19 protein-coding genes are annotated in these 22,370 nt (G+C 62.2%); 7 read left to right on the forward strand and 12 right to left on the reverse strand.

Annotated features, from left to right (window positions below; all coding sequences use genetic code 11):
- Positions 1–11: 11 nt before the first annotated feature.
- From queA to ACFQ2F_RS10205, 6 genes are all read right to left on the reverse strand, one after another.
- On the reverse strand, positions 12–1,103 hold the full coding sequence (gene queA, locus ACFQ2F_RS10180) for a tRNA preQ1(34) S-adenosylmethionine ribosyltransferase-isomerase QueA (RefSeq protein WP_379089473.1): 1,092 nt from the start codon (positions 1,101–1,103) through the stop codon (positions 12–14).
- 12 nt (positions 1,104–1,115) lie between these two features.
- On the reverse strand, positions 1,116–1,571 hold the full coding sequence (locus tag ACFQ2F_RS10185) for a DMT family transporter (RefSeq protein WP_379089475.1): 456 nt from the start codon (positions 1,569–1,571) through the stop codon (positions 1,116–1,118).
- Between the two features lie 44 nt (positions 1,572–1,615).
- Positions 1,616–2,086 carry a peptidylprolyl isomerase gene (locus ACFQ2F_RS10190; protein ID WP_379089477.1) on the reverse strand — a complete coding sequence of 157 codons (471 nt, stop codon included), beginning with the start codon at positions 2,084–2,086 and terminating at the stop codon, positions 1,616–1,618.
- Positions 2,087–2,121: 35 nt separating this feature from the next.
- On the reverse strand, positions 2,122–2,721 hold the full coding sequence (locus tag ACFQ2F_RS10195) for a peptidylprolyl isomerase (protein ID WP_379089479.1): 600 nt from the start codon (positions 2,719–2,721) through the stop codon (positions 2,122–2,124).
- Positions 2,718–3,212, reverse strand: a complete 495-nt coding sequence (gene coaD, locus ACFQ2F_RS10200; protein ID WP_379089481.1) for a pantetheine-phosphate adenylyltransferase — start codon at positions 3,210–3,212, stop codon at positions 2,718–2,720. Before coaD ends, ACFQ2F_RS10195 begins: the two co-directional genes overlap by 4 nt.
- Before the next feature lie 211 nt (positions 3,213–3,423).
- Positions 3,424–4,113, reverse strand: a complete 690-nt coding sequence (locus tag ACFQ2F_RS10205; protein WP_379089483.1) for an OmpW/AlkL family protein — start codon at positions 4,111–4,113, stop codon at positions 3,424–3,426.
- Positions 4,114–4,429: 316 nt separating this feature from the next.
- Between ACFQ2F_RS10205 and ACFQ2F_RS10210 the strand changes: the two genes are divergently transcribed.
- Positions 4,430–5,104 carry a Crp/Fnr family transcriptional regulator gene (locus ACFQ2F_RS10210; RefSeq protein WP_379089485.1) on the forward strand — a complete coding sequence of 225 codons (675 nt, stop codon included), beginning with the start codon at positions 4,430–4,432 and terminating at the stop codon, positions 5,102–5,104.
- Between the two features lie 49 nt (positions 5,105–5,153).
- Here ACFQ2F_RS10210 and gyrA read toward each other — a convergent pair whose 3' ends face one another.
- Positions 5,154–7,955 carry a DNA gyrase subunit A gene (gyrA, locus tag ACFQ2F_RS10215; protein WP_379089487.1) on the reverse strand — a complete coding sequence of 934 codons (2,802 nt, stop codon included), beginning with the start codon at positions 7,953–7,955 and terminating at the stop codon, positions 5,154–5,156.
- A 386-nt stretch (positions 7,956–8,341) separates the two neighbouring features.
- Between gyrA and ACFQ2F_RS10220 the strand changes: the two genes are divergently transcribed.
- The 3 genes from ACFQ2F_RS10220 to ACFQ2F_RS10230 all read left to right on the forward strand — a co-directional run bounded on the left by ACFQ2F_RS10220 (position 8,342) and on the right by ACFQ2F_RS10230 (position 10,658).
- Positions 8,342–8,854, forward strand: a complete 513-nt coding sequence (locus ACFQ2F_RS10220; protein ID WP_379089490.1) for a PRC-barrel domain-containing protein — start codon at positions 8,342–8,344, stop codon at positions 8,852–8,854.
- Between the two features lie 85 nt (positions 8,855–8,939).
- Positions 8,940–9,902: a cation diffusion facilitator family transporter gene (locus ACFQ2F_RS10225; protein WP_379089492.1), complete on the forward strand. Its 963-nt coding sequence runs from the start codon at positions 8,940–8,942 to the stop codon at positions 9,900–9,902.
- A 105-nt stretch (positions 9,903–10,007) separates the two neighbouring features.
- The gene (locus ACFQ2F_RS10230) at positions 10,008–10,658 is read left to right on the forward strand and encodes a YceI family protein (protein ID WP_379089494.1); all 651 of its coding nucleotides are present in this window, start codon (positions 10,008–10,010) and stop codon (positions 10,656–10,658) included.
- 9 nt (positions 10,659–10,667) lie between these two features.
- On the opposite strand, the gene ACFQ2F_RS10235 is transcribed toward ACFQ2F_RS10230, so the two are convergent.
- Entirely contained in the window at positions 10,668–11,873 is a 1,206-nt protein-coding gene (locus ACFQ2F_RS10235) for an acyltransferase family protein (protein ID WP_379089496.1), read from the reverse strand.
- 115 nt (positions 11,874–11,988) lie between these two features.
- Complete coding sequence (locus ACFQ2F_RS10240) at positions 11,989–12,474, reverse strand: single-stranded DNA-binding protein (RefSeq protein WP_379089498.1); 486 nt, start codon at positions 12,472–12,474, stop codon at positions 11,989–11,991.
- Between the two features lie 340 nt (positions 12,475–12,814).
- Between ACFQ2F_RS10240 and ACFQ2F_RS10245 the strand changes: the two genes are divergently transcribed.
- Entirely contained in the window at positions 12,815–13,432 is a 618-nt protein-coding gene (locus tag ACFQ2F_RS10245; RefSeq protein ID WP_379089500.1) for an MAPEG family protein, read from the forward strand.
- 192 nt (positions 13,433–13,624) lie between these two features.
- On the opposite strand, the gene ACFQ2F_RS10250 is transcribed toward ACFQ2F_RS10245, so the two are convergent.
- On the reverse strand, positions 13,625–14,212 hold the full coding sequence (locus ACFQ2F_RS10250) for a DUF2585 domain-containing protein (protein ID WP_379089502.1): 588 nt from the start codon (positions 14,210–14,212) through the stop codon (positions 13,625–13,627).
- A gap of 107 nt (positions 14,213–14,319) precedes the next feature.
- On the opposite strand from ACFQ2F_RS10250, the gene ACFQ2F_RS10255 reads away from it, so the two are divergent.
- Positions 14,320–15,885: an ATP-dependent DNA helicase gene (locus ACFQ2F_RS10255; protein ID WP_379089504.1), complete on the forward strand. Its 1,566-nt coding sequence runs from the start codon at positions 14,320–14,322 to the stop codon at positions 15,883–15,885.
- A gap of 278 nt (positions 15,886–16,163) precedes the next feature.
- A complete protein-coding gene (gene uvrA, locus ACFQ2F_RS10260) occupies positions 16,164–19,070 on the forward strand; it encodes an excinuclease ABC subunit UvrA (protein WP_379089508.1) in 2,907 nt (968 codons plus the stop codon).
- Positions 19,071–19,081: 11 nt separating this feature from the next.
- On the opposite strand, the gene ACFQ2F_RS10265 is transcribed toward uvrA, so the two are convergent.
- Both ACFQ2F_RS10265 and ACFQ2F_RS10270 read right to left on the reverse strand, forming a co-directional pair.
- Entirely contained in the window at positions 19,082–20,191 is a 1,110-nt protein-coding gene (locus tag ACFQ2F_RS10265) for a DNA cytosine methyltransferase (RefSeq protein WP_379089510.1), read from the reverse strand.
- A gap of 17 nt (positions 20,192–20,208) precedes the next feature.
- Positions 20,209–22,272: a Z1 domain-containing protein gene (locus tag ACFQ2F_RS10270; RefSeq protein ID WP_379089511.1), complete on the reverse strand. Its 2,064-nt coding sequence runs from the start codon at positions 22,270–22,272 to the stop codon at positions 20,209–20,211.
- Between the last annotated feature and the right edge of the window lie 98 nt (positions 22,273–22,370).

The following is a 22,370-nucleotide window of genomic DNA, read 5'->3' on the forward strand; positions in this document are numbered from 1 at the left end:
CGCTTCGTATGTCATTCGCTGACCGTTTTGGCTCCCGGGCTCAGCAGGCAGGCATCGCCATAGGAATAGAAGCGATAGTGCTGCGCGATAGCATGGGCGTAGGCGGCGCGCATCACATCCAGCCCGGAAAACGCCGAGACCAGCATGAAGAGCGTGGAGCGCGGCAGGTGGAAATTGGTCATCAGCCGGTCGACATAGCGGAAGCGGTAGCCCGGCGTGATGAAGATATCCGTGGCGCCCTTGAAGGGATGGAGCACGCCCTCTTCGTCCGCTGCGCTTTCCAGAAGCCGCATGGCCGTTGTGCCGACCGCGACAACCTTGCCGCCGCGCGCCTTCACCTCGTTCAGGGCATCCGCGGTCGCCTGATCGATGATGCCGGTCTCCGAATGCATCACGTGATCGGCGGTGTCCTCCACCTTCACCGGCAGGAACGTCCCCGGCCCCACATGAAGCGTGAGCCAGTGGCGCTCAATGCCGCGCTTGTCGAGAGCCTCCATCAATCCGTCGGTGAAGTGGAGCCCGGCCGTTGGGGCCGCAACCGCGCCCTCCTTCTTCGCATAGATGGTCTGATAGTCTTTCCGGTCGCTCTCTTCGGCGGGACGCTTGGAGGCGATGTAGGGCGGCAGCGGCATGGCGCCGTGACGGGCGATCGCCTCGTCGAGCGCCGGTCCAGAGAGATCGAAGGCCAGGGTCACGGCACCGCCCTCACCTCGGGAGTCCACCGTCGCGTCGAGACGGCCGGAGAGGCAGACATCGCCTTCGCCGCCGAAGCTGATGCGGTCGCCCTGCCGGAGACGCTTGGCCGGCCGGGCGAATCCGTGCCACCGGTTCTCGCCGGCCCGTTCGGTCAAGTTGACCGTGATGAACGCTTCCGCGTCTTCGCGCCGGCGGACGCCTTTCAGCTCCGCCGGGATCACGCGGGTATCGTTGAAGACGATGGCATCGCCCGGACCCAGCAGTTCCGGCAAATCGCGAACCGTGCAGTCCCTTAACGCGCCGGTGGCGCCATCGACGGCGAGCATCCGCGCGGAATCCCGCGGGCTGACGGGGCGAAGAGCGATCAGCTCCTCAGGCAGGTCGAAATCGAAGAGATCGGTGCGCACGAAGATCAGCGGCTAGAGAAGCCGCACCATAAGCGCGCCCACGACCACCAGGACCGCGCCGGTGACGCGGCCGACGGAGAGATCGCGCTCCAGAAGATCGAACAGGGCGAAGCGGTCGAGAAGCAGCGCTGTGAAAAGCTGGCCGGCAATGGCGAGCGCCATGACCGCAGCAATGCCGATCTTGGGCGCCAGCACAATGGTCATGGTGACGAAGCCTGCGCCAAGCAGCCCGCCTGCAAAGATCATATAGACCGGCATGGCGGCGATCGCGCCGAGATTGGTCTCGCTGCGCGCAAACAGCGCGGTGAGCAGGATTAGGGCGACGGTGCCCACGCAGAAGGAGAGCGTGGCGGCGGCGATGGGGCTCCCGAGATGGGTGGCTGCCTGGGCGTTGATCGGCGCCTGCAGCGCAATGAAGCCGCCGCCGACAAACGCCACCAGGGTGAGCAAAATCGCCTGCAGCCCCATTGCTTTGCTCTTTCGTTCTGCCGCCTCTTCTGAGCTGCCGCGCCCTACTGGACGTCGGCGGCCACGCGGACGGTTTCCATCTTGTCCGGGTTCGCCGGCGGCTCGCCGCGGGTGATCTGATCGACATTTTCCATGCCGTCGACGACCTTACCCCAGACCGTGTACTGGCCGTTCAAGAAGGGGCCGTCGGCGAACATGATGAAGAACTGGCTGTTGGCGCTGTCCGGGTGCTGGGCGCGGGCCGCACCAACGGTGCCGCGGGTGAACGGCTCTTGCGAGAACTCCGCCGGTACGTCCGGATAGTCGGAGCCGCCCATGCCGGTCCCGTCGGGATCGCCGGTCTGGGCCATGAAGCCCTCGATCACGCGGTGGAAGATAACGCCGTCATAGAAGCCCTCCCGGGCGAGCTTCTTGATGCGCTCCACGTGCTTGGGCGCGAGGTCGGGACGCAGCTCGATGGTCACCGGGCCTTTGGTCGTCTCGATAATCAGAGTGTCTTCTGTGCTAGCGGCCATGGGGGCCTCCCTTGTCTTGCTGTTGCGGCGCTTGCTTACTGCTGAAGCGCTTGTTTGGCTTTTTCTTGCGATGCCGCGTCGGCGTCCGCCGCGATCTGCATCTTCACGATCTTGTCCGGGTTCTGCACGGTGCCAGAGGGCGGCGCGCCGCGCTTGATCGCATCGACATGCTCCATGCCGTCGACCACCTCGCCCCAGACCGTGTACTGGCCGTTCAGGGACGACGCCTCATCGAACATGATGAAGAACTGGCTGTTGGCGCTGTCGGGATCCTGGCTGCGGGCCGCGCCGACCGTGCCGCGCACGAAGGGCTCGTTAGAGAATTCGGCCGCGACGTCCGGATAGTCGGAGCCGCCCATGCCGGTGCCCGTCGGATCGCCGGTCTGGGCCATGAACCCGTCGAGCACCCGGTGGAACACGATGCCGTCGTAGAAGCCTTCCCGGGTCAGCTTCTTGATGCGCTCAACATGGTTGGGCGCCAGGTCGGGACGAAGGAGAATGGTGACCCGGCCGTCCTTCAGATCGAGAAGCACGGTGTTCTCAAGGGTCTTCTCGGGCGCTGCCTGAACAGTCGTCGCGACAGGCGCGAACGCGAACAGCAAGCCGGCGACAAGCGCGATACGGGCGAAAATCATTTGGACAGTTTCCTCTTGAATGCGTCTGCGACGCAGGCCGGAACGAAGGGCGTGACGTCGCCTCCCATTTGGGCAATTTGCCGAACAAGGGTGGCGGTGATGTGTCGTGTGCCGGGCGACGAGGCCAGGAACATGGTTTCGAGCTGGGGGGAAAGCGCGGCGTTCATGCCGGCCATCTGCATCTCATAATCGAAATCGGCGGCGTCGCGCAGGCCCCGGATGATGATGGTCGCGCCTTCAGCCTTGGCCGCATCGACAACGAGCTTGTCGAAGGTCGCGATCTCGACGTCAAGCCCGGTATCCTTGGCCACTGTGTGAAGGCTCTGCTTGGCGAGATCGATGCGCTCGCCGGCGGAGAACATGGGATGCTTCTGGTGATGGATGCCGATAGCGATCACCAACCGGTCCACCAGCCGGGCGGCCCGGCGCACGATGTCGACATGGCCGAAGGTGATGGGATCGAAGCTTCCGGGATAGATGGCTGTTCGCATACGGCAGGAACTCCGGGCGCCCGAACCGGAATCATCCCCGATGGATGACGTTCGCGGCGCGTGAGCGCCCTTCTAGCCGGGCCGTACCGTTTTCGGCAAGACCGCAGGGGCGATTGGGTGAAGCGATCGTGTAGCGCACAAAAAGAAAGGCCCGGCGAATGCCGAGCCTTTCCATTTGAGCGAAGTCAGCTGTATGCCGACAATCTATCGGCTACAGGCCCCCTAAGACATCGCTCAAATTGAATCGGTAGCCGACGCCGGCGGAGACGATCAACGGATCTAGATCCACATCGCCGCTGATGCCTGTGCCGGCCCAGTCCACGTCGGTGTTGAGCCAGGTCTTCTTCACATCGGCGTTCAGGTACCAGCCATTGCCCAGGGAATAGTCCATGCCGGCTTGAAGGGTGAAGCCTAAGGCATCGTCGATATTTACTTTGGTGGCGCCAAGGGCGTTCGAGCCGGTGCCCTCGTCGAAGAAGGCGATGTACTGCAAGCCCGCACCGACATACGGCTTGAACTTGCCGCCCGGGTTGAAGTGGTACTGAGCGGTCAGGGCCGGCGGGAAGATCCAGGTGTCGGCAATCTCGCCCAGCGCTGCGATGGAGCCGGTGGCTTTCACATCGTGCTTGGCAAAGCAGCAGAACAGCTCGAGGGCCAGATTGTCGGTGAAGAAGTAGGTCAGCGTCGCCGCCGGGATGACCTCGTCGCTCACCTCGGCGCCGGCGCCGGGAATGACGGTGCCGCCCGCCTTCACAGTAGCGTCCGTGTCGGGCAGCACGCCGGTCACCAGGCCGCGCACCATGAAGTCCCCATGCTCGTCGCCAGCCGTTGCCGGCCCGCTTGCGAAGGTCGCTCCGGTGAGCGCCAGCGCCGCGACGAGTGCAATCGTCAGTTTGTTCATCTCAACGTCCCCCAAATTCCCGGTCGGGCCCGCCCCCGGCGAATCCCGCGTGGTTTTTCTATTTTTGTGACAGAAGGGCTGGGGCATGCCAGTCCCGATCCTGCAACTCGGCTGATAAAGATCAGATCGAGATAAGTTCGGCTCGCTACTGTTGCGCCCAAGCAACGTTTTTGTCGCCTGCGGTCAAAAGCTTGGAGCCTGTCCAAAATGCCGCAGAAGAAAGCTCGTCCGCAGCTCCGAAGCACCCCATCTGTCGTAATAGGGCAACACAAAATGAGGGGGCGGCCCCCTGGAAAAGAGAGCCGCATTAGCTGAAATGAACGCGCCCGATTGGGGCAGAATTCCCAGACCGATCGTCGAACAAGCTTCCATCATCCGCACACGGCCGGGACAGACCCTGGCGAATAAAGTCGACGGCGACGAAGCCGTCTATGTGGTCCGCTCCGGAGCACTGATGCAGTCTCTGACACTGACCCACGCGCTCCGCCAGATCACCGCAATCTTCCATCCCGGAACCATGGTTCGGACAGCCTCCGCGCCGTCCAGCCTGGCCAGGATCGTCGCGGTCCGCGCCGGAGAAATCTTGCGGCTGCGCTGGCCGGTCTTCTCCGAGCTCATGGAGAGCAATACCGAGATCTGCCGCTATTTCTGCCGGGTCACCGCGCTGGAAGACGCGCTAAAAGCCATCCACATGGCTGCGCTCGGAAGGTTCGATACCCAGCAACGGGTCGCAACCTATCTGGTGGAGCTCGCCATGCGCAGCGGCGTGCGGAACACTGCCGGCAACCCCGTCTGCGAGATGCCACTGTCCCGCGCCGAGATGGCCGATTATCTGGGGCTGAACGCCGATACCCTGTCCCGCACCATGTCGGGCCTCCGGGCCAAGGGACTGATCCGCCACGAGGACCGGAACCGGACGGTGGTCTGTCAGTTCGACGCCCTGGCGGCGCTCACCCCGGCAGCGGAGGCGCTCACGACCCTGCTCGGCTAACGAGCGGGGGCACGCCTCCCACATGTCTCCTGTCCTGTGACAGCAGAGCCTACGCTTCGGACTCGTCGTCCGAATTGTCCTCGGAATCGCCGCCAGACTCGTCCTGCGGCTCGCCGTCCTCCTCGTCGTCATCTTCCTCGCCATTCTCGACATCCGCCGGGATGTGCTCGATGGAGACGACCTGCTCGTCGCTGGCCGTGGAGAAGACGGTGACGCCCTGGGTGGAGCGGCCGACGATGCTGATATCGATGACCGGCACCCGGATCAGCTGACCCCGGTTGGTGACCAGCATGATCTGGTCGTCCTCCTCCACGGGGAAGGAGCGGATCAGCTTGCCGTTCCGGGCGTTGACGGTCATGGCGATGATGCCTTTGCCGCCGCGTCCCGAGGTCCGGTATTCGTAAGCGCTCGTGCGCTTGCCGAAGCCGTTCTCGGAGATGGTGAGCACGAATTGCTCGTGGGCGCTGAGCTCGGCGTAGCGTTCCGGCGTCAGCACGACCTCTTCGTCGCTGCCTTCCTCCCGATCGGTCTCCGGCTCCATCTCCGCGCCGCCGCGGCGGATCTGGTTGGCCTGGCGAAGATAGGTCGCGCGCTCCGCGGGACTCGCATCGACATGGGTCAGGATCGACATTGAGATCATCGAATCGCCCTTGGCCAGACGGATGCCACGGACGCCGGTGGAGTCACGGCCCTTGAAGACGCGCACATCGGTGACGGGGAAGCGGATCGCCTGCCCCTTCGCCGTGGTGAGCAGCACATCCTGCGCTTCGCTGCAGGTGTGGACGTCGACGATCCAGTCGCCCTCGTCCAGCTTCATGGCGATCTTGCCGTTCTGGCGCACCTCGACGAAGTCGGAGAGCTTGTTGCGGCGAACCGCACCGACATTGGTGGCGAACATCACGTCCAGATCGGCCCAGCTGTCCTCGTCCTCCGGGAGGGGCAGGATGCTGGTGATGTTCTCGTCCTTGCCGAGCGGCAGCAGGTTCACGAGCGCCTTGCCGCGGGCCTGGGGCGCTGCGACGGGCAGCTTCCAGACCTTCATCTTGTAGACCATGCCACCGGAGGTGAAGAACAGGACCGGCGTGTGAGTGCTGGCGATGAAGATGCGAGTGACGAAATCCTCGTCCCGGGTCGACATGCCGGAGCGGCCCTTGCCGCCGCGGCGCTGGGCCCGGTAGGTCGAAAGCGGCACGCGCTTGATGTAGCCCTTGTGGGACACGGTCACGACCATGTCCTCGCGGGCGATCAGATCCTCGTCCTCGACCTCGCCTTCCGCATCGACGATCTCGGTCTTGCGCGGCGTGTCGAACTTGTCGCGCACCTCTGCGAGCTCGTCCTTCACGATGTCGATGATGCGGGCGCGGGAGCGCAGGATGTCGAGATATTCCTGGATCTCGTCTCCGAGCTTGTGGAGCTCGTCTCCCACCTCGTCGCGTCCCAGCGCGGTGAGGCGATGGAGGCGCAGATCGAGGATGGCGCGGGCCTGCTCCTCGGAAAGCTTGTAGGTGCCCTGCTCCGAAACCTTGTGTCGCGGATCGGCGATCAGCTCGACCAGGGGCGCGATATCGCGAGCCGGCCAGTCGCGCTCCATCAACTGCTCGCGGGCCGTGGCCGGGTTGGGCGCTTGGCGGATCAGCTTGATGATCTCGTCGATATTGGCGACCGCGATGGCGAGTCCGACCAATACGTGGGCCCGGTCGCGGGCCTTCTTCAGAAGGTACTTGGTGCGCCGGCCGACGACCTCTTCGCGGAAGTCGGTGAAGGCGGCGATCATATCCTTCAGATTGAGCTGCTCGGGGCGCCCGCCATTGAGCGCGACGAGGTTGCAACCGAAGGTGCTCTGGAGCTGCGAAAAGCGGTAGAGCTGGTTCAACACCACATCCGCCATGGCATCGCGCTTGAGCTCGACAACAACTCGCATGCCCTGGCGGTCGGACTCGTCGCGGATGTCGGAGATGCCTTCGATGCGCTTTTCGCGGACCAGGTCGGCGATCTTCTCGATCATCGAGGCCTTGTTCACCTGATACGGGATCTCGGTGATGATCAGGGCCTCGCGGTCCTTGCGAACCATCTCCGTGGAGACCCGGCCGCGCATGACCACGGAGCCCCTGCCCTTATGGTACGCGGAGCGGATGCCCATGCGGCCCAGGATGATGCCGCCAGTCGGGAAGTCCGGACCGGGCAGAATTTCGATCAGCTCGTCGATGGTGATGGCCGGATTGTCGAGATAGGCAAAGCAGGCGTCGATCACCTCGCCCAGATTATGGGGCGGGATGTTGGTCGCCATGCCGACGGCGATGCCACCGCCGCCATTGACCAGCAGATTCGGGAACTTGGCCGGCAGAACGACCGGCTCCTGCTCGCGGCCGTCGTAGTTGTCCTGGAAATCGACCGTGTCCTTGTCGAGATCGTCGAGCAGCGACATGGCCGGCTTGGCGAGCCGCACCTCGGTGTAACGCTCGGCCGCCGGCGGGTCGCCATCCACGGAGCCGAAATTGCCTTGGCCGTCGAGCAGCGGCAGGCGCATGGAGAATTCCTGCGCCAGGCGGACCAGCGCGTCGTAGATCGCCTGGTTACCATGGGGGTGGTACTTACCCATGGTGTCGCCGGTCACGCGGGCGGACTTATTGTAAGGCCGGTCCGGCGTGTAGTTGTTCTGGAACATCGAGTAGAGAATGCGTCGATGCACCGGCTTCAGCCCGTCGCGCACATCGGGCAGCGCACGGCTGACGATGACGCTCATCGCATAGTCCAGATAGGACCGCTTCATCTCGTCGACGAGCGAGATGGGGCTGATGTCAGAGGGGTCTCCGGACCCTTCCGGCGATTCCGTGTTGTCGTCGTCAGTCAATGGCCGAAAACCGTTACTCGAAGGCGGGATGAACGCGGCGGAGGCGAAACGCTACGAAGCGCGCTCACCGGTGCCGAAAAGGTGCGTTCCTGAAGGGCCCTGTATACCCGATTTGGCGCTTTCACCGCAACTCTTCGAACCGTCATTTGCCGGCCTCTTTTTCGGCACTTTTCGTGAATTATTTCAGCAACTTGTCGATTCGCTTAAAGGCTGCCTCCGCGGCGGCCTTCCGCGGCTCGGCATGAGTGGATCGAGACGGGGCGGCACTTTGTCAGAATGCGGAACGATTCTGTGCGGGCGGCGTTGACCCGCTCTGTCCGCACGGAGACGATCGAAGCCTTATTTCAAGGCATTTCGCTGTCCCGAACATTGCGGAGAAAGAACATATGAAGCGCTTTTTTATTGGCCTGTCTGCCGGCGCGCTACTTTGCGCCAGCACCGCTTTTGCTCAGCAAGCCGAGGAAGAACCCGTCGCACCGCCTCACCCGACAGAGACCATGGAGCAATCGAAGAATGCCGGTCAGGTGAACGGCGTTCCGGCCAAGACGGCGCGTTTCATCACCGAACAGGCGCCGACCGATGCGCTCGCAAGCGATCTGATCGGCGAGCCCGTGCTGAACCCGGCCCGGGAGACGGTCGGCGAGATCAACGACGTGATCGGCGGCGATGACGGCCGGATTCGCGGTGTGGTTATCGGGGTCGGCGGGTTTCTCGGTATTGGCGAGAAGAATGTGGCCGTCCACTATGAGGATGTGGTGGTGACCCGGAACGACAACGGCTCCATCGAGATCCTGGCGAACCTGACCAAGGACACGTTGAGCGCTGCACCTGCCTATCACCGGCTGGAAGAGCAGAGCGTGGTGCCTAAGGACGGCGGTGACGCGAAGCATACCTATTGAGCCGCAACGCTGAAGCACGGCGGCACGGGCACCGAAAACCACGCTCCACGGGCTGAGGGGCAGAACTTAAGGAGGGGCAACGAACATGGCTTCAGGTTCGCATAAGGTGATCTATGCGGCGCTCGGCGCCAATTTCATCATCGCGGTCAGCAAGTTCGGCGGAGCTTTCTATACCGGCTCCTCGGCCATGTTCTCAGAGGCCGTCCACTCGGTGGTGGATACGGGCAATCAGGGCTTGCTGTTGCTCGGCATCAGCCGCTCGAAGCGTCCACCTGACCGCATCCACCCCTTCGGCTATGGCGCTGAGGTCTTCTTCTGGGCCTTCGTCGTCGCCATCCTGATCTTCGCCGTCGGTGCGGGCATCTCCTTCTACGAAGGGGTGATCAAGCTGCTCGAGCCCCACCCCATCACCAACGCCTGGGTGAACTACATCATCCTGACCGGCGCCATGGGCTTTGAGGCCTTCGCCTGGTGGATCGCCTATAAGGAGTTCCGCGCTTCCCAGGATACCCAGCGCGCGTTCCGGCCCTTGCAGGCCGTGCGGCAATCCAAGGATCCTACGGTGTTCACGGTGCTTTTCGAGGACACGGCCGCCCTGCTCGGCCTGGTCGCGGCACTGGTCGGCGTTTTCCTGAGCGACTTCTACGGAATCGTTTGGGCGGACGGTGTCGCATCGCTCGTGATCGCCGCCATTCTTGCGGGCGCTGCCATCCTGCTGGCCTACGAGACCAAGGGGCTCCTGATCGGCGAGGCGGCGAGCCGTCCGGTGACCGAAAGCATCCGCAAGATGGTCGAAGCGTCACCGAAGATTCTGCACATCAACGAGTTTCGAACCATGCATCTGGCGCCGCGGGAGATCCTATTGGCGCTGAGCGTCGACTTCGCCGACGAGATGAGCTCGGTGGAGGTGGAAGAGGCCGTGAGCCAGTTGGAGATGAAGATCAAGAAGGCGCATCCCAATGTCTCGCGCATCTTCATCGAGGTGCAGTCCGAGCGCCGGCATGACCAATTCGCCGCAGAGGAAGAGAATAACCGCTCGGAGTCTTGAAGCACTCCTCGTCCCCGCCCACGTGGCGATTGCCTGCGGCCGGGCCCCTATCGGGTCCGGGCCGCGAGCACCCAACGCGCCCACCCCGTCAAGAAGGGACATTTCATGCGCCAGCTTCTGCTCGCCCTCCTCTTTTCCTTTTCTCTCGCCGCTTCCTTCGCCCTGCCCCTGACCGTCCCGGCGGCGCATGCGGCCGACTACATCCTCGACCCGGCCCATACCCAGGTGCGCTTCTCCTGGCACCATTTCGGATTTTCCGTGCCGGAGGCCAACTTCAACGAGGTGACCGGCACCTTGAAGGTGGACGACGAGGATCCGAGCACGGCTGAGCTCTCCGTCACCATCCCGGTAAAGAGCATCGACACCCATGTCCCGGTGCTAAATGAGCACCTCCTCACCAAACCTGAATACTTCAAGGTCGAAGAGCATCCGGACATCACGTTCGAGAGCAAAGAAATCCGCAATGTCAGCGAGGACGGGAAGCGCTTCGAGGTCGTCGGCACCCTCACCGTGAACGGGATCGCGAAAGAGGTCGTGCTGGATGCCAAGCTGAACAAGAAGGGGCCGCACCCGATGTTCGACGGCGCCCCGGCGGCTGGCTTCAATGCGACCACCACTCTGAAGCGCTCGGTTTTCGGCCTGGACGCCTATGTGCCCAATGTGAGCGACGAGATGGAGGTGCGCATCACGGCGGAGGCCATCGAGGCGGACGCCTATGCCAAGAAGATGGAAGAGCGCAAAGCCCAGCAGGAGTAGCGGCCGCGCTTACGACCCCTTCGACTCCTGCGGGTCGAGCTCCGGCTTCCGCCGGCCGCCGCGCCACAAGTCCAGCCGCCCCCGAACATTGGTGGCAAAGGACGCGGCGCGCCGGCTGGTCGCCTCTTTGCGCTGGAGGGCCGGATGTTCCACCAGATGCCAGGAGAGCGCGGCCACGCCCAACGTGATGGGAAAGCTGATCGCGAACAGCGCCGGAGCGGCGATGGCGGGCATCAGTGTCACGATGGTCTGCTGAATCGGCCAGCACAGGATGTAAAGGCCGTAGGAATAGTCGCCCAGCCGGTTGAAGCCGCGCAGCGGACCGCCGGGCACCAACGCCACCCAAAGCACGCCATAGGCCAGCGCGACGTGGAAGGTGAACTCCGCGATTGACGTCTGGCTGGTCGCCGCGGCCAGGACGCCCAAGCCGATCATCCAGATCCAATTCAGGCGAATCCGGTCGGCGAAGACATAGCAGGCGCCGCCCAGGAAGAAGCTCAGCCCGAACCGGGCGAGGCTGTCGATCGCCGCCATTTGGCCGCGCAGATCGGTTCCGAAGGTGACGAGCAGATAAGCGGCAAGGAGCGCGGCCAGCGTATAGACGATCCGTCGATGCATCAGCGCGCCGACAAGGGCGAGCCCGCCCAGGATGCCGTAGCAGATCGCTTCGTAGCGAAGCGTCCAAAGGGGCGAGTTCACGATCCCCTGCTGGCGCACGTCGTCGAACACGCCCGGCAAGGTTTCCGAGTGGCTCACGAGCATCCCGGTCAGCGGGGCGTAGATCCAGGCTTTCAGATCGCCGAAATATTCGGAAAAGCTCCGGTCGCTGATCAGGGGCCCGAGCACGAAGGCGATGACGAAGGAGACGACGAGCAGCGCCGGGAAGAGCCGTAGGACACGCGCGATGGTGAAGTCCAGAACCGTCGGACGGGTCAGCACGCTGCGGGTGACAAGGAAGCCGGAGACGACGAAGAAGACGTCCACGGCGATGCGGCCCAGAGGCACTACGAGCAGGTCGATGGTGAGCGGCCCGAGAACGAGCAGCCGCGGCTCGCCCGTGCCCGCAAGAGCGACGGAATGATCCAGCAGAACCACCGTTGCGGCCAGGAAGCGGATCAGATTGAAATTGTTGTCCCGTCCGGTCAGACGCGCGGCGATGGTCGGCGCCTGGAAAGGCCGGTTATCGGTCGCGTTTTCTGGTCGGTTCGGGTCCATTCCACATCTTAACGATTGGCCCCGCGCCCGTCCGGATGATTAGAATCAGAGTTAAATTCTGCAGCCTGTCTTAGGCCTCTGGCAGGAGACGTAACCGCCCTGCCATTTCATGGCCTTAGAACGGGATTTCGTCGTCGAGCTCCTTGTCGTAGGAGCCGCCGCCCAGAGCGCTGGTGCGGCCGAAATCGCCATCGTCAGACGAGCGCCCGCCGGAACCGCCGCCGCTATCGCTCATCCCACCGCCGCCCTGGCGGCTGTCCAGCATCGTCAGGACCGAGTTGAAGCCCTGGAGGACCACTTCGGTGGAATAGCGCTCCTGACCGGACTGGTCCTCCCATTTGCGGGTCTGCAGCTGGCCTTCCAGATAGACCTTGGAGCCCTTGCGTAGATACTGCTCGGCAATCCGGCACAGGCCTTCGTTGAAGATCACCACGCGGTGCCATTCGGTCCGCTCGCGGCGCTCGCCGGAATTCTTGTCGCGCCAGCTATCGCTGGTCGCCACGCGCAGATTCGCAATCGGCCGCCCGTCCTGAGTGTGACGAATCTCCGGATCGGCCCCGAGATTGCCGATCAAAATCACCTTGTTCACCGATCCGGCCATTGCCTAAACCTCCGTCGTGGTCACCCGGTCGTCGCCGAGTGTTCTTACTTGATCATTTTGGCTTAGCCCCGACCCTAGCCCGCGGCGGGTTGTCTCCGCCAGAGCCGCCGGCACTCGTCCACAGGCCAATCAAACACTATCTATCCTGCGGGCGCTCAAGCCGTCTCGAGGAATGTACTGGTTTTGTTCTTGTGCGTCCAGAGGCCTTAAACCCGAAGATTGCCCCGCGAGGGTAATATGCCTTATGAAACGCCTGCCCGTCCTTGTCGATTAGGACAAGAGAGGCCCGGCTGGGACAGCCCCCGCCGCGGGCAAAGAACGCTCCGAGAAGAGGATAAGAATGCAGCGTAGCGCGCCATCGCATCTCTCCCCTGCGCAGCTGAAGAAGCGGCGCCGCCAGGACCCACGCGTCAAATATTTCGGGTTCACCTGGCGCCAGTGGGAGTTTCTGTTCGTCCTGTTCGGCAACTGGATCTTCGCGCTCGCCTTCCTGATCGTCTGCAAGCTGGTCTGGGATTGGCAGCCTGCCCAGTGGGAAACGACCGGCGACAAGATCGGCCTGGTGATCAAGGATTCGGTCTTTGCGATCCTGCCCGGCGTGATCGGCATCTGCATCGTGGCGGCGCAACGGCTTAACCCGAACATGTTCGTGGGCCAGATGGCGAAGCCGAACTCCTCGCTCGACATCAACACCCGGTTCATCCTGAACACCTTCGAGCAGTTCACCGCCTATTTCGTGGCCCATGCGGCGCTGGCGATCTATTCGCCGCCGGAAGAGGCGCGCACGGTGGTGATCCTGACGGCGCTCTTCGTGCTCGGCCGTATCCTGTTTTGGATCGGCTACCACAAGAACCCGCATCTCCGGGCCTTCGGCTTCGGGCTGACCTTCTATCCGACGGTCGCGGCCTATATTTGCCTGGTCATCTACATGACGACGGGAATCCGCGTCCCGCTTTAAACAAGCGACCCAGATCCGAGCCGCCCGGTGACCATGGAGCACTCCGTTCGACCCGCGTCATCCTGAGGTGCGAGCGGAGCGAGCCTCGAAGGAAGACGTGGCCCGCATGCTTCGAGGCGCGCCTTTGGCGCGCACCTCAGCATGACGGGGTCTGAGAAACTGGCATAGCTTTTGGCCTGCGAGGCCCCCGCCCTAGCCTCCGTGCTTGAAGACGCCGGCCTGCCATTCCTTGATCCAGTCCATAGGCCAGAGCAGCATCACGACGTTCAGGGTGAGGTTGTCGCGGATCATCACCCCAGTGAACAGCTCCAGAGCCACCGCCACGGTCACCGTTAGCCAGACGGGCCATCTGGAAGCCAGCCAGAACCCCAACACCATGGCGAGGATGTCCATCACCGAGTTGATGACGCTGTCGCCGTAGTAGTCGAGAGCGATGGTGGCGTCCCGATAGCGCTGAATCACTGCGTCGGTGTTCTCGACGATCTCCCATCCGCATTCCACCAGAAGCGCCAGGACCAGCCGCGCGCCGAAGGACAGCCGCCTGCCGAAAGCGAGCCACAGCAGACCGTAGAAGATGAAGCCATGGATGACGTGGGAGGGCGTGTACCAGTCGGTAAGGTGCTGGGAGTTCTCCGAGCTCACCACCTCGCCGTGCCAGAGCTTCACGTAACCGCATTTGCAGATGGGCACACGGCCCATGGCGAGCAGGATCGCGGCTGTGGCGAGGATAATTCCGGTGGCGGCGAGAAGGTAGGCAGTCTGCTGGCGGGTGAGTCGCATGACGGCGGAGTGTGGCCGAACGCTCCGCGCCGCGCTACGGCCTTTCGCGCGAGCGCCCTGCCCCCTATCCTCTGCCCCTAAACCTACCTGCGAATCCCGGACCGACCATGAAACAGACCCAAGCCCTGGCGCTGATGAAGACCGGCGCGAGCGTCTTCCTCACCGGGCAGCCGGGCAGCGGCAAGACCCACACGGTGAACCGCTACATCGCCGCGCTTCGCCAGGCGAGGATCCCGGTCGCTTACACGGCCTCGACGGGAATCGCGGCCACCCACGGCAACGGCATCACCATCCATGCCTGGAGCGGCATCGGGGTGAACAGCTCTTTGAGCCGTCGCGACCTGGATAAGATCGCGTCCAACCGGCGCGTGGCTTCGCGGATCGAGAAGACCCGGGTGCTGATTATCGACGAAATCTCCATGCTGCCGGCCTACGCCCTCGATCTGGTCGATGCGGTCTGCCGCCATGTGCGCAAGAACGCGGCGCCCTTCGGCGGGCTCCAAGTCATCCTCGTGGGCGATTTCTTCCAGCTTCCGCCAGTGGTGCGGCGGGAGACGAACGATGCCTCGCTGTTCGGCGACATGGAGGAGACCGGTCCGGTGTTCGCATACGGCTCCGCCGCCTGGCGGGATCTGGCGCCGACGGTGTGCTACCTGTCGGAGCAGCATCGCCAGAGCGACCATGGCTTTCTCGATTTGCTGTCGGCCATCCGCCGCAACGAGTGCGGACGGGAGCATCAGGCTATCCTGCAACAGCGGACTATTACCCGCGATGCCCTCCCCTCCGACTGCACCCGGCTCTTCACCCACAATGCCGGCGTGGACGAGATCAACGGGCGCGAGCTGCGCAAGCTCGCGGGCGAAGAGAAGCGCTTCGTCATGCATGCCAAGGGGCCGGAGGTGTTTGTGAACACCCTGAAGCGCGGCTGCCTCTCGCCGGAGCAGCTCATCCTGAAGGAAGGCGCCGTGGTGATGTTCACCAAGAACGATCCCGCCTTACGTTTCGTGAACGGGACGCTCGGCGAGGTAATCTCTTTCGACGACGAGACCGGCAACCCGATCATCCGCACACGCACAGGCAAGATGATCGTGGCTGAGCCGACCAAGTGGAAGATCGACGAGAACGGCACGGAGCGGGCCTCCATCACCCAGCTTCCCCTTCGCCTCGCCTGGGCCATGACAGTGCATAAGAGCCAGGGCATGTCTCTGGATGCGGCGGTGATCGACCTCTCCCGGGCCTTCGAATACGGCCAGGGCTACGTCGCGCTGTCGCGCCTCCGGGGTCTATCCGGACTTCACTTGCTGGGGCTGAACGCCCGCGCCCTTCAGGTGCATCCGGCAGCCGTGGAGCAGGACGAGACCTTCCAGTCTCTCTCCCAGACGGCGCTGCAGGCGGCGCATGAGGCCGGCTCGGAAGCCATCGCCTCGAAACAGCGGGAATTCCTGGCCGATGCGCTGGAGGGCGTCGAAGCCACGGAGGCTGCCGCCTCGCCGCACGTGGCAGCGGCCCGGGCCGACGGTCATGCGAAGGCCTATGCGCCCTGGAGCGAGGACGAGGAGAAGGCTTTGATCCGGCGCCACGAGGCGGGCGAGAGCGTCTCGGCGATCGCCGCCGCCCACGGGCGCAAACCCGGCGCCATCCGCTCGCGGCTCAAGAAGCTGGAGCTGATTTGAGCCTCCCGGCAAGCGCCCGTCATCCTGAGGTGCTCGCATCGCGAGCCTCGAAGGAGACGACTCCATGCTTCGAGGCATGGCTTGCAGCCATGCACCTCAGCATGACGTGGTTGATTGGGGCGAACGCCTGGATCCAAACACACCCGCAGCGCGTATTAGCTGGATGCCGGCGTTCGTCGGCATGACGAAGACCATCAAGCCGTCGCACCCCTCTTGTTCCTTTGGATAGACGCGCTTAAGCCTTGCGGACGGCCTATCGCCCCCCGACATTGGTGCTCATGACATCCAAGACCATTTCCGTGCGCGGCGCGCGGGAACATAACCTGAAAAACGTGACCCTGGACCTGCCGCGGGAAGAGCTCGTGGTGATGACCGGGCTGTCCGGCTCCGGCAAGTCTTCGCTCGCCTTCGACACGATCTATGCGGAGGGCCAGCGGCGCTATGTGGAGTCGCTGTCGGCTTATGCGCGCCAGTTCCTGGACATGATGCAGAAGCCGGATGTGGACTCCATCGAGGGTCTGTCCCCGGCGATCTCCATCGAGCAGAAGACCACCTCGAAGAACCCGCGCTCCACGGTCGGCACGGTCACCGAAATCTACGACTATATGCGGCTGCTGTTCGCGCGGGTGGGCGTGCCCTATTCGCCGGCTACCGGCTTGCCCATCGAGAGCCAGACCGTCAGCCAGATGGTCGACAAGGTGCTGGAGCTTGAGGAAGGCACGCGGCTCTATCTGCTGGCGCCGATCGTGCGCGGCCGCAAGGGCGAGTACAAAAAGGAGCTGGCGGAGCTTCTGAAGAAGGGCTTCCAGCGGGTGAAGATCGACGGCGCGTTCCACGAGATCGGCGACGCCCCTGCCCTGGACAAGAAGTTCAAGCACGACATCGACGTGGTGGTGGACCGCATCGTGGTGCGTGACGACATGGCGACACGGCTGGCCGACAGCTTCGAGACGGCGCTGGCCTTGTCCGACGGGATCGCCGTGGCCGAGTTCGCTGACGCACGCGATGAGAAAGGCGAGCCGGAACGGCTGATCTTCTCCTCCCGCTTCGCCTGCCCGGTCTCCGGCTTCACCATCGAGGAAATCGAGCCGCGGCTGTTCTCTTTCAACAACCCGTTTGGCGCCTGCCCCGCTTGCGACGGGCTCGGCACGGAGCTCACCTTCGAGGCCGATCTCGTGGTGCCCGACGAGAGTTTGAGCCTGGACCGCGGCGCCATCACCGCCTGGGCACGCACCGGCGCCTCCTCCCCCTATTACCAGCAGACGCTTTCGGCCATCGCCAAACACTACAAGCAACGCATGACGACGCCGTGGAAGGATCTGCCGGAGGAGTTCCGCGCGGTGCTGCTGTTCGGCTCCGGCGACGAGGAGATCACCTTCACCTATGACGACGGGGTGCGCCGCTATTCGACCACCAAGCCGTTCGAAGGGGTGATCACCAATATCGACCGGCGCTGGCGGGAGACGGAATCCAATTGGGTGCGGGACGAGCTTTCCCGCTACCAGTCGAGCCAGCCCTGCCAGGTCTGCAACGGCTACCGGCTGAAGCCCCAGGCGCTCGCGGTGAAGATCGCCGGGATGCATATCGGCGAGGTTTCGGAGATGTCAATCCGCCAGGCGAACAAATGGTTCGACCAGGTGGGCGAAACGCTCTCCCCCCAGAAACAGGAAATCGCCAGCCGCATCCTGAAGGAGATCCGCGAGCGCTTGCGCTTCCTGAACGATGTCGGCCTCGACTACCTCACGCTCTCCCGCGCCTCCGGCACCCTGTCCGGTGGCGAGAGCCAGCGTATTCGCCTCGCCTCCCAGATCGGCTCAGGGCTCACGGGCGTGCTCTACGTGCTGGACGAGCCCTCCATCGGCCTGCATCAGCGGGACAACGCCCGCCTGCTGGAGACGCTCAAAGCCTTACGCGATCTCGGCAACTCGGTGATCGTCGTGGAGCATGACGAGGACGCCATCCTGGAGGCCGACTACGTCGTCGATATGGGCCCCGGCGCGGGCATCCATGGCGGCCAGGTGGTCTCCGAAGGCACGCCGGCCCAGATCATGGCCGATCCCGAAAGCCTCACCGGGCAATATCTCACGGGGATGAAGCAAATCCCCCTGCCGAAGAAGCGGCGGGAGCCGGGGCGCAAGAAGGTCTCGGTGATCGGGGCGCGGGAGAACAACCTCAAGAACGTCTCCGCCGATATCCCGCTCGGGCTGTTCACCTGCGTCACCGGCGTCTCCGGCGGCGGCAAGTCCACCTTCCTCATCGAGACGCTCTACCGCGCCGTGGCCCGCAAGCTGACCGGGGCGCGGGAGATCCCCGGCGCCCATGACAAGATCGAGGGGCTGGAGCATCTGGACAAGGTCATCGATATCGACCAGAGCCCGATCGGCCGCACGCCGCGCTCCAACCCGGCCACCTATACGGGCGCCTTCACGCCGATCCGCGAATGGTTCTCCGAGCTGCCCGAAGCCAAGGCGCGCGGCTACAAGCCCGGGCGCTTCTCCTTCAACGTGAAGGGCGGGCGCTGCGAGGCCTGCCAGGGCGACGGGCTGATCAAGATCGAGATGCACTTCCTGCCGGACGTCTTCGTCACCTGCGATGTCTGCAAGGGCAAGCGCTATAACCGCGAGACCCTGGACATCAAGTTCAAGGGCAAGTCCATCGCCGACGTGCTCGACATGACGGTCGAGGAAGCGGCGGACTTCTTCAAGGCGGTGCCGGTGATCCGGGACAAGCTGGAGACCCTGAAGCGGGTGGGCTTAGGGTATATCCATGTGGGCCAGCAGGCGACGACGCTATCGGGCGGCGAGGCCCAGCGCATCAAGCTCTCGCGCGAGCTCTCGAAGCGCGCCACGGGCCGCACCCTCTATATCCTCGACGAGCCGACCACGGGCCTCCACTTCCACGACGTGGCGAAGCTCCTGGAGGTGCTCCACGAGCTGGTGAACCAGGGGAACACGGTCGTCGTCATCGAGCATAATCTGGAGGTGATCAAGACCGCCGATTGGATCCTCGATCTCGGCCCGGAAGGCGGCGACGGCGGCGGCCGCATCGTCGCCGAAGGCACGCCGGAGGATGTGGCCAAGGTGCCGGAGAGCTATACGGGGCAGTACCTCAAGGAGCTACTCGGCCGGCGGAAGAAGACGGGGAGTGCGGCGGCGAAGGCGGGCGCGGCCGAGGCTGCGGAGTAAACTCAGTTAGCTTACTTGATCGACCGAACATGCTCTCGAATGTGCCGTTTCAGGCTCTTGCCGATTGCACGTCCGAGCAGAACGGGTACCGCGTTGCCAATATGCCGTGCAGTGTCACCAATCCGAATTTCTCCCTCAGCACTAAATTCATAGTAGTCAGGAAACGATTGGATTCTGGCGGCCTCCCTGAGGGAGATAGCTCGATCCTGTACCGGGTGACCGAATCTACCGGTACCAAGCGTTGTGCAATGAGTTGTCATGGTGGGAGCAGGACTATCCCAACGCATCCGACCATACACAGTCGACATGTACGACCGGCCAGAGGCACGCCGGTAGCAATCCGGCATCAGATCTTGGCTCCAACTTTTGGCGCTGCCACCATCTTCGGGGGTCGCCCTGATACGTTTCTTGTTAAGCTGGCTCAGTCTGCTCGATCTGTGTAGCGGATCGTTTGCGTCTGCAGCCCCATCTGCTAGCGGCGGCAAGTCAGAAATTGCCTGCCGAACCGTGACTAAATTTTCTTCCCGATGGGTCTCATCGATCAGTTTGATCGGACCAAGCTTGGATGCGAGCAAGACGAGCCGCTGACGTTTCTGCGGAACACCGAATCTGGACGCATCAACGGTTCTAAAGGAAACGTGGTAGTCTAAGCGGCGCAGTATCTTGATAAAGGTCGCGAAAATTTCATACTTCGCCTCGTTGGCAAGATCCGGCACATTTTCCATTGAGACGATCTCAGGCTTCACTTTCCTGATAAGCTGCGTAAACCGATAAAGTGGGTACCATCTCTCACGCGCTTGCAAGGGATCGAGGTCGCGCCGATTTAGGGATGAGTAAGGCTGACATGGAGCGCATCCGACGAGCACACGCACGGAGGCGTCGCCGAAGAGGTCGAGTAGCTCACCAGACGTGAAGCGAGCAATGTTGCGCTTGATGAAAGTTGAGCCGTTGTTTTTTTCGAACGCGTACTCGCAGGTACTATCATTGTCTACACCGGCGACAACCTGAAGCCCCTCAAGCAGTAGACCGTGCGATAGGCCCCCCACCCCGCAAAAGAGGTCAACAACTTTTACTCTCCCTCTGGCGAAACACCGAGGAGCTTTGAAAGTGGTAGCGGGCATGAGTTTAAGAGCCGCGGTTAAACATGAACAATTTGCCGAATCGGTTCGGCACCACGAATGTGGGGTACATAAACTTGAGCCCCTCCCCCCCCCTCGCTTCCAGCGGCTGATTCGGTGGCAAATATCCAGAGGGTTGGACGGTCAGCTTGCCTCGCCTCGGTCAATGCAGCGCCAGAGAGAACACCTGTTGATATGAAGCCTCCCTCATCGACGCGACGGTCAGCGGTGCGGAATCGCAAAATTATGCGGTTCTGAAAAGACCCTGCCACCTTTCGGATAACTGTCGCAATCGAGGGGTCACGCCAAGTATTTTTGGACCGAGTCTTTATTAGGCGCACCAGAGCCTCTGCTTCATTCGGAGATATTTCCGCTCCATCGCCGGCCAGCTGTTCGATCTCGGCCTCATTGGCGTCGTCTGCACCGAAATGGCTGCCCAATATCTGGAGCATTCGCTCGTAGGCTGCTTCCGCCTGCGGCACGATCACGTAGTTGGGATAGATTTGTTTTCCGGGATTGAGTGTATCAACTTTGTTGACGTCGAGTACGCCCGTTCGCGTCGTCCGCAGGTTAAAGGTGTACTCGATTGGAAACGTCTCGGGGTGCTCCTGATGACCTTCTATGAATTCTCTCAAGTCCGCGTCGGATTGGTGAATATCGCGGAACCGGTAGTAGAGCTGACGCGGAACAAATAAGCGCGTGTAGGCCAAGGTTCTCTCGCGATAGCCAAACATTCGGGCGTGTTGATGCATCGTATCGAGCTGCGACACCCGCGAGGTGCGTACGTAGTAAGTCACGAGGAGATCGCGAATTGCGATCCCGCGTCCAAGCGTGTTGCCTCCGATGAGGAAATTCATGCCTCGTCCGTAGGCAATTCCTTGGCGCTTCACGCGAGCGTTTATTACCAGTAGGCGACGCGACGGCAGGTATTGGACAATTGTCTGCTTAACGTCGTCGAACGGAGGTGCGTCGGGGCCGAGTGTCTGTCGAAGGTCGTCGTATGCACTCCGAAGCTCTGCCTCGATGCCTTCGCTATTGTCGAGAAGCGCGGAATAAACCTCCGTCAAAAATACATTGATGCGTTCTTCCGCAATCTCCTGCTCATCATTCTTCAGGCTTGGATGGCAAAGATAAGAGAAGCCCTTCTCAGGTAGATTTATGTTGATAATGGCGGAAGCCGCTGACACGAGAAAAAACAGTAACGATCTTCGGAGACCTTCAGGCATTGGTTGCGCGCGATCGAGGAGTTGAGCCTGTTCTCCAGCGCCCACCAATGAAATGTAGTTTGGATTATCTTCCGGCTCATCCGAGCGGAAGAAGGTATCGCCACCCGTGTATGTATTTCCCGGGGGAAGCATGACTATGAACGAAGGCCGATGGGACGATTCGGCACTCTGCAAAAGCACTGCCTGTGGAGTGCCGGTGACGCTCACATAGACGTTACGGGGAACTGCTGTGCGTAGCCGAGTCTGGATAACCTCGTTTATTCTACTTGGTGCGACTGCTATCCTAGATGTCGATCTCCTCCGCGTGTTCGTATCAAGCGAAGCTTGGTCACCCTCATCATCGAATACGAGCGTAGGGTACTGCTCTGCTCCAATCGCTCGCAAAAAATCAGCTATGTTATGAAGGCTGGTACTACCTTTGGAGCAAACCAACAGTAGATGACCATTTCCTTGCTCAAGGTGCACCCTCGTGTTGGGAACCTCCCTCTCAAGGTCGTTATCTTTCGTGAACATCATCAGCCCAGGCAGGCCGATGGAAAAATCTCCGTGCGTCTGATGGACGAGGTCATTGATATTGCTTGTCATGACCACCGAGATCCGGAAGCCGTTGTCGAACGCCATGGCCGTGCTTGCGATCATCGCGCGAGTCTTGCCGCTTTGGATGCGGCCATAAACCAGCCCGGTAATCTGCGTATTGGGTATTCGGGCCTCGTCTAATTCGCCGGCCGGCGTCGTTCCATAGGAATTGACGACAGCACGAATGATATTCGTCGCATTGCGCTCGGCATCCAATCGCTCGTCGCCCTCAAGCTGTAACGCATCAAGGGTCTGCCGGAAAAATGGACCGTCAACAATCATTGGAACGTCTTCAGGTAGGAATCACAACTTATACTAGCATGACAGATATAATGTCCAAGGCCGAAAGAAGCGTACGGATGAGTCTCGTACGCTGAGCG

It is taken from the genome of Methyloligella solikamskensis (assembly GCF_042676065.1).
Classification (GTDB): domain Bacteria; phylum Pseudomonadota; class Alphaproteobacteria; order Rhizobiales; family Methyloligellaceae; genus Methyloligella; species Methyloligella solikamskensis.

What these genes read in the sequence shown, in the direction of transcription:
- ACFQ2F_RS10185 (WP_379089475.1), bottom strand. Translation starts at nt 1,571, where the DNA reads ATGGGGCTGCAGGCGATTTTGCTCACCCTGGTGGCGTTTGTCGGCGGC.
- ACFQ2F_RS10190 (WP_379089477.1), bottom strand. Translation starts at nt 2,086, where the DNA reads ATGGCCGCTAGCACAGAAGACACTCTGATTATCGAGACGACCAAAGGC.
- ACFQ2F_RS10195 (WP_379089479.1), bottom strand. Translation starts at nt 2,721, where the DNA reads ATGATTTTCGCCCGTATCGCGCTTGTCGCCGGCTTGCTGTTCGCGTTC.
- coaD (WP_379089481.1), bottom strand. Translation starts at nt 3,212, where the DNA reads ATGCGAACAGCCATCTATCCCGGAAGCTTCGATCCCATCACCTTCGGC.
- ACFQ2F_RS10205 (WP_379089483.1), bottom strand. Translation starts at nt 4,113, where the DNA reads ATGAACAAACTGACGATTGCACTCGTCGCGGCGCTGGCGCTCACCGGA.
- ACFQ2F_RS10210 (WP_379089485.1), top strand. Translation starts at nt 4,430, where the DNA reads ATGAACGCGCCCGATTGGGGCAGAATTCCCAGACCGATCGTCGAACAA.
- ACFQ2F_RS10220 (WP_379089490.1), top strand. Translation starts at nt 8,342, where the DNA reads ATGAAGCGCTTTTTTATTGGCCTGTCTGCCGGCGCGCTACTTTGCGCC.
- ACFQ2F_RS10225 (WP_379089492.1), top strand. Translation starts at nt 8,940, where the DNA reads ATGGCTTCAGGTTCGCATAAGGTGATCTATGCGGCGCTCGGCGCCAAT.
- ACFQ2F_RS10230 (WP_379089494.1), top strand. Translation starts at nt 10,008, where the DNA reads ATGCGCCAGCTTCTGCTCGCCCTCCTCTTTTCCTTTTCTCTCGCCGCT.
- ACFQ2F_RS10235 (WP_379089496.1), bottom strand. Translation starts at nt 11,873, where the DNA reads ATGGACCCGAACCGACCAGAAAACGCGACCGATAACCGGCCTTTCCAG.
- ACFQ2F_RS10240 (WP_379089498.1), bottom strand. Translation starts at nt 12,474, where the DNA reads ATGGCCGGATCGGTGAACAAGGTGATTTTGATCGGCAATCTCGGGGCC.
- ACFQ2F_RS10245 (WP_379089500.1), top strand. Translation starts at nt 12,815, where the DNA reads ATGCAGCGTAGCGCGCCATCGCATCTCTCCCCTGCGCAGCTGAAGAAG.
- ACFQ2F_RS10250 (WP_379089502.1), bottom strand. Translation starts at nt 14,212, where the DNA reads ATGCGACTCACCCGCCAGCAGACTGCCTACCTTCTCGCCGCCACCGGA.
- ACFQ2F_RS10255 (WP_379089504.1), top strand. Translation starts at nt 14,320, where the DNA reads ATGAAACAGACCCAAGCCCTGGCGCTGATGAAGACCGGCGCGAGCGTC.
- uvrA (WP_379089508.1), top strand. Translation starts at nt 16,164, where the DNA reads ATGACATCCAAGACCATTTCCGTGCGCGGCGCGCGGGAACATAACCTG.
- ACFQ2F_RS10265 (WP_379089510.1), bottom strand. Translation starts at nt 20,191, where the DNA reads ATGCCCGCTACCACTTTCAAAGCTCCTCGGTGTTTCGCCAGAGGGAGA.
- ACFQ2F_RS10270 (WP_379089511.1), bottom strand. Translation starts at nt 22,272, where the DNA reads ATGATTGTTGACGGTCCATTTTTCCGGCAGACCCTTGATGCGTTACAG.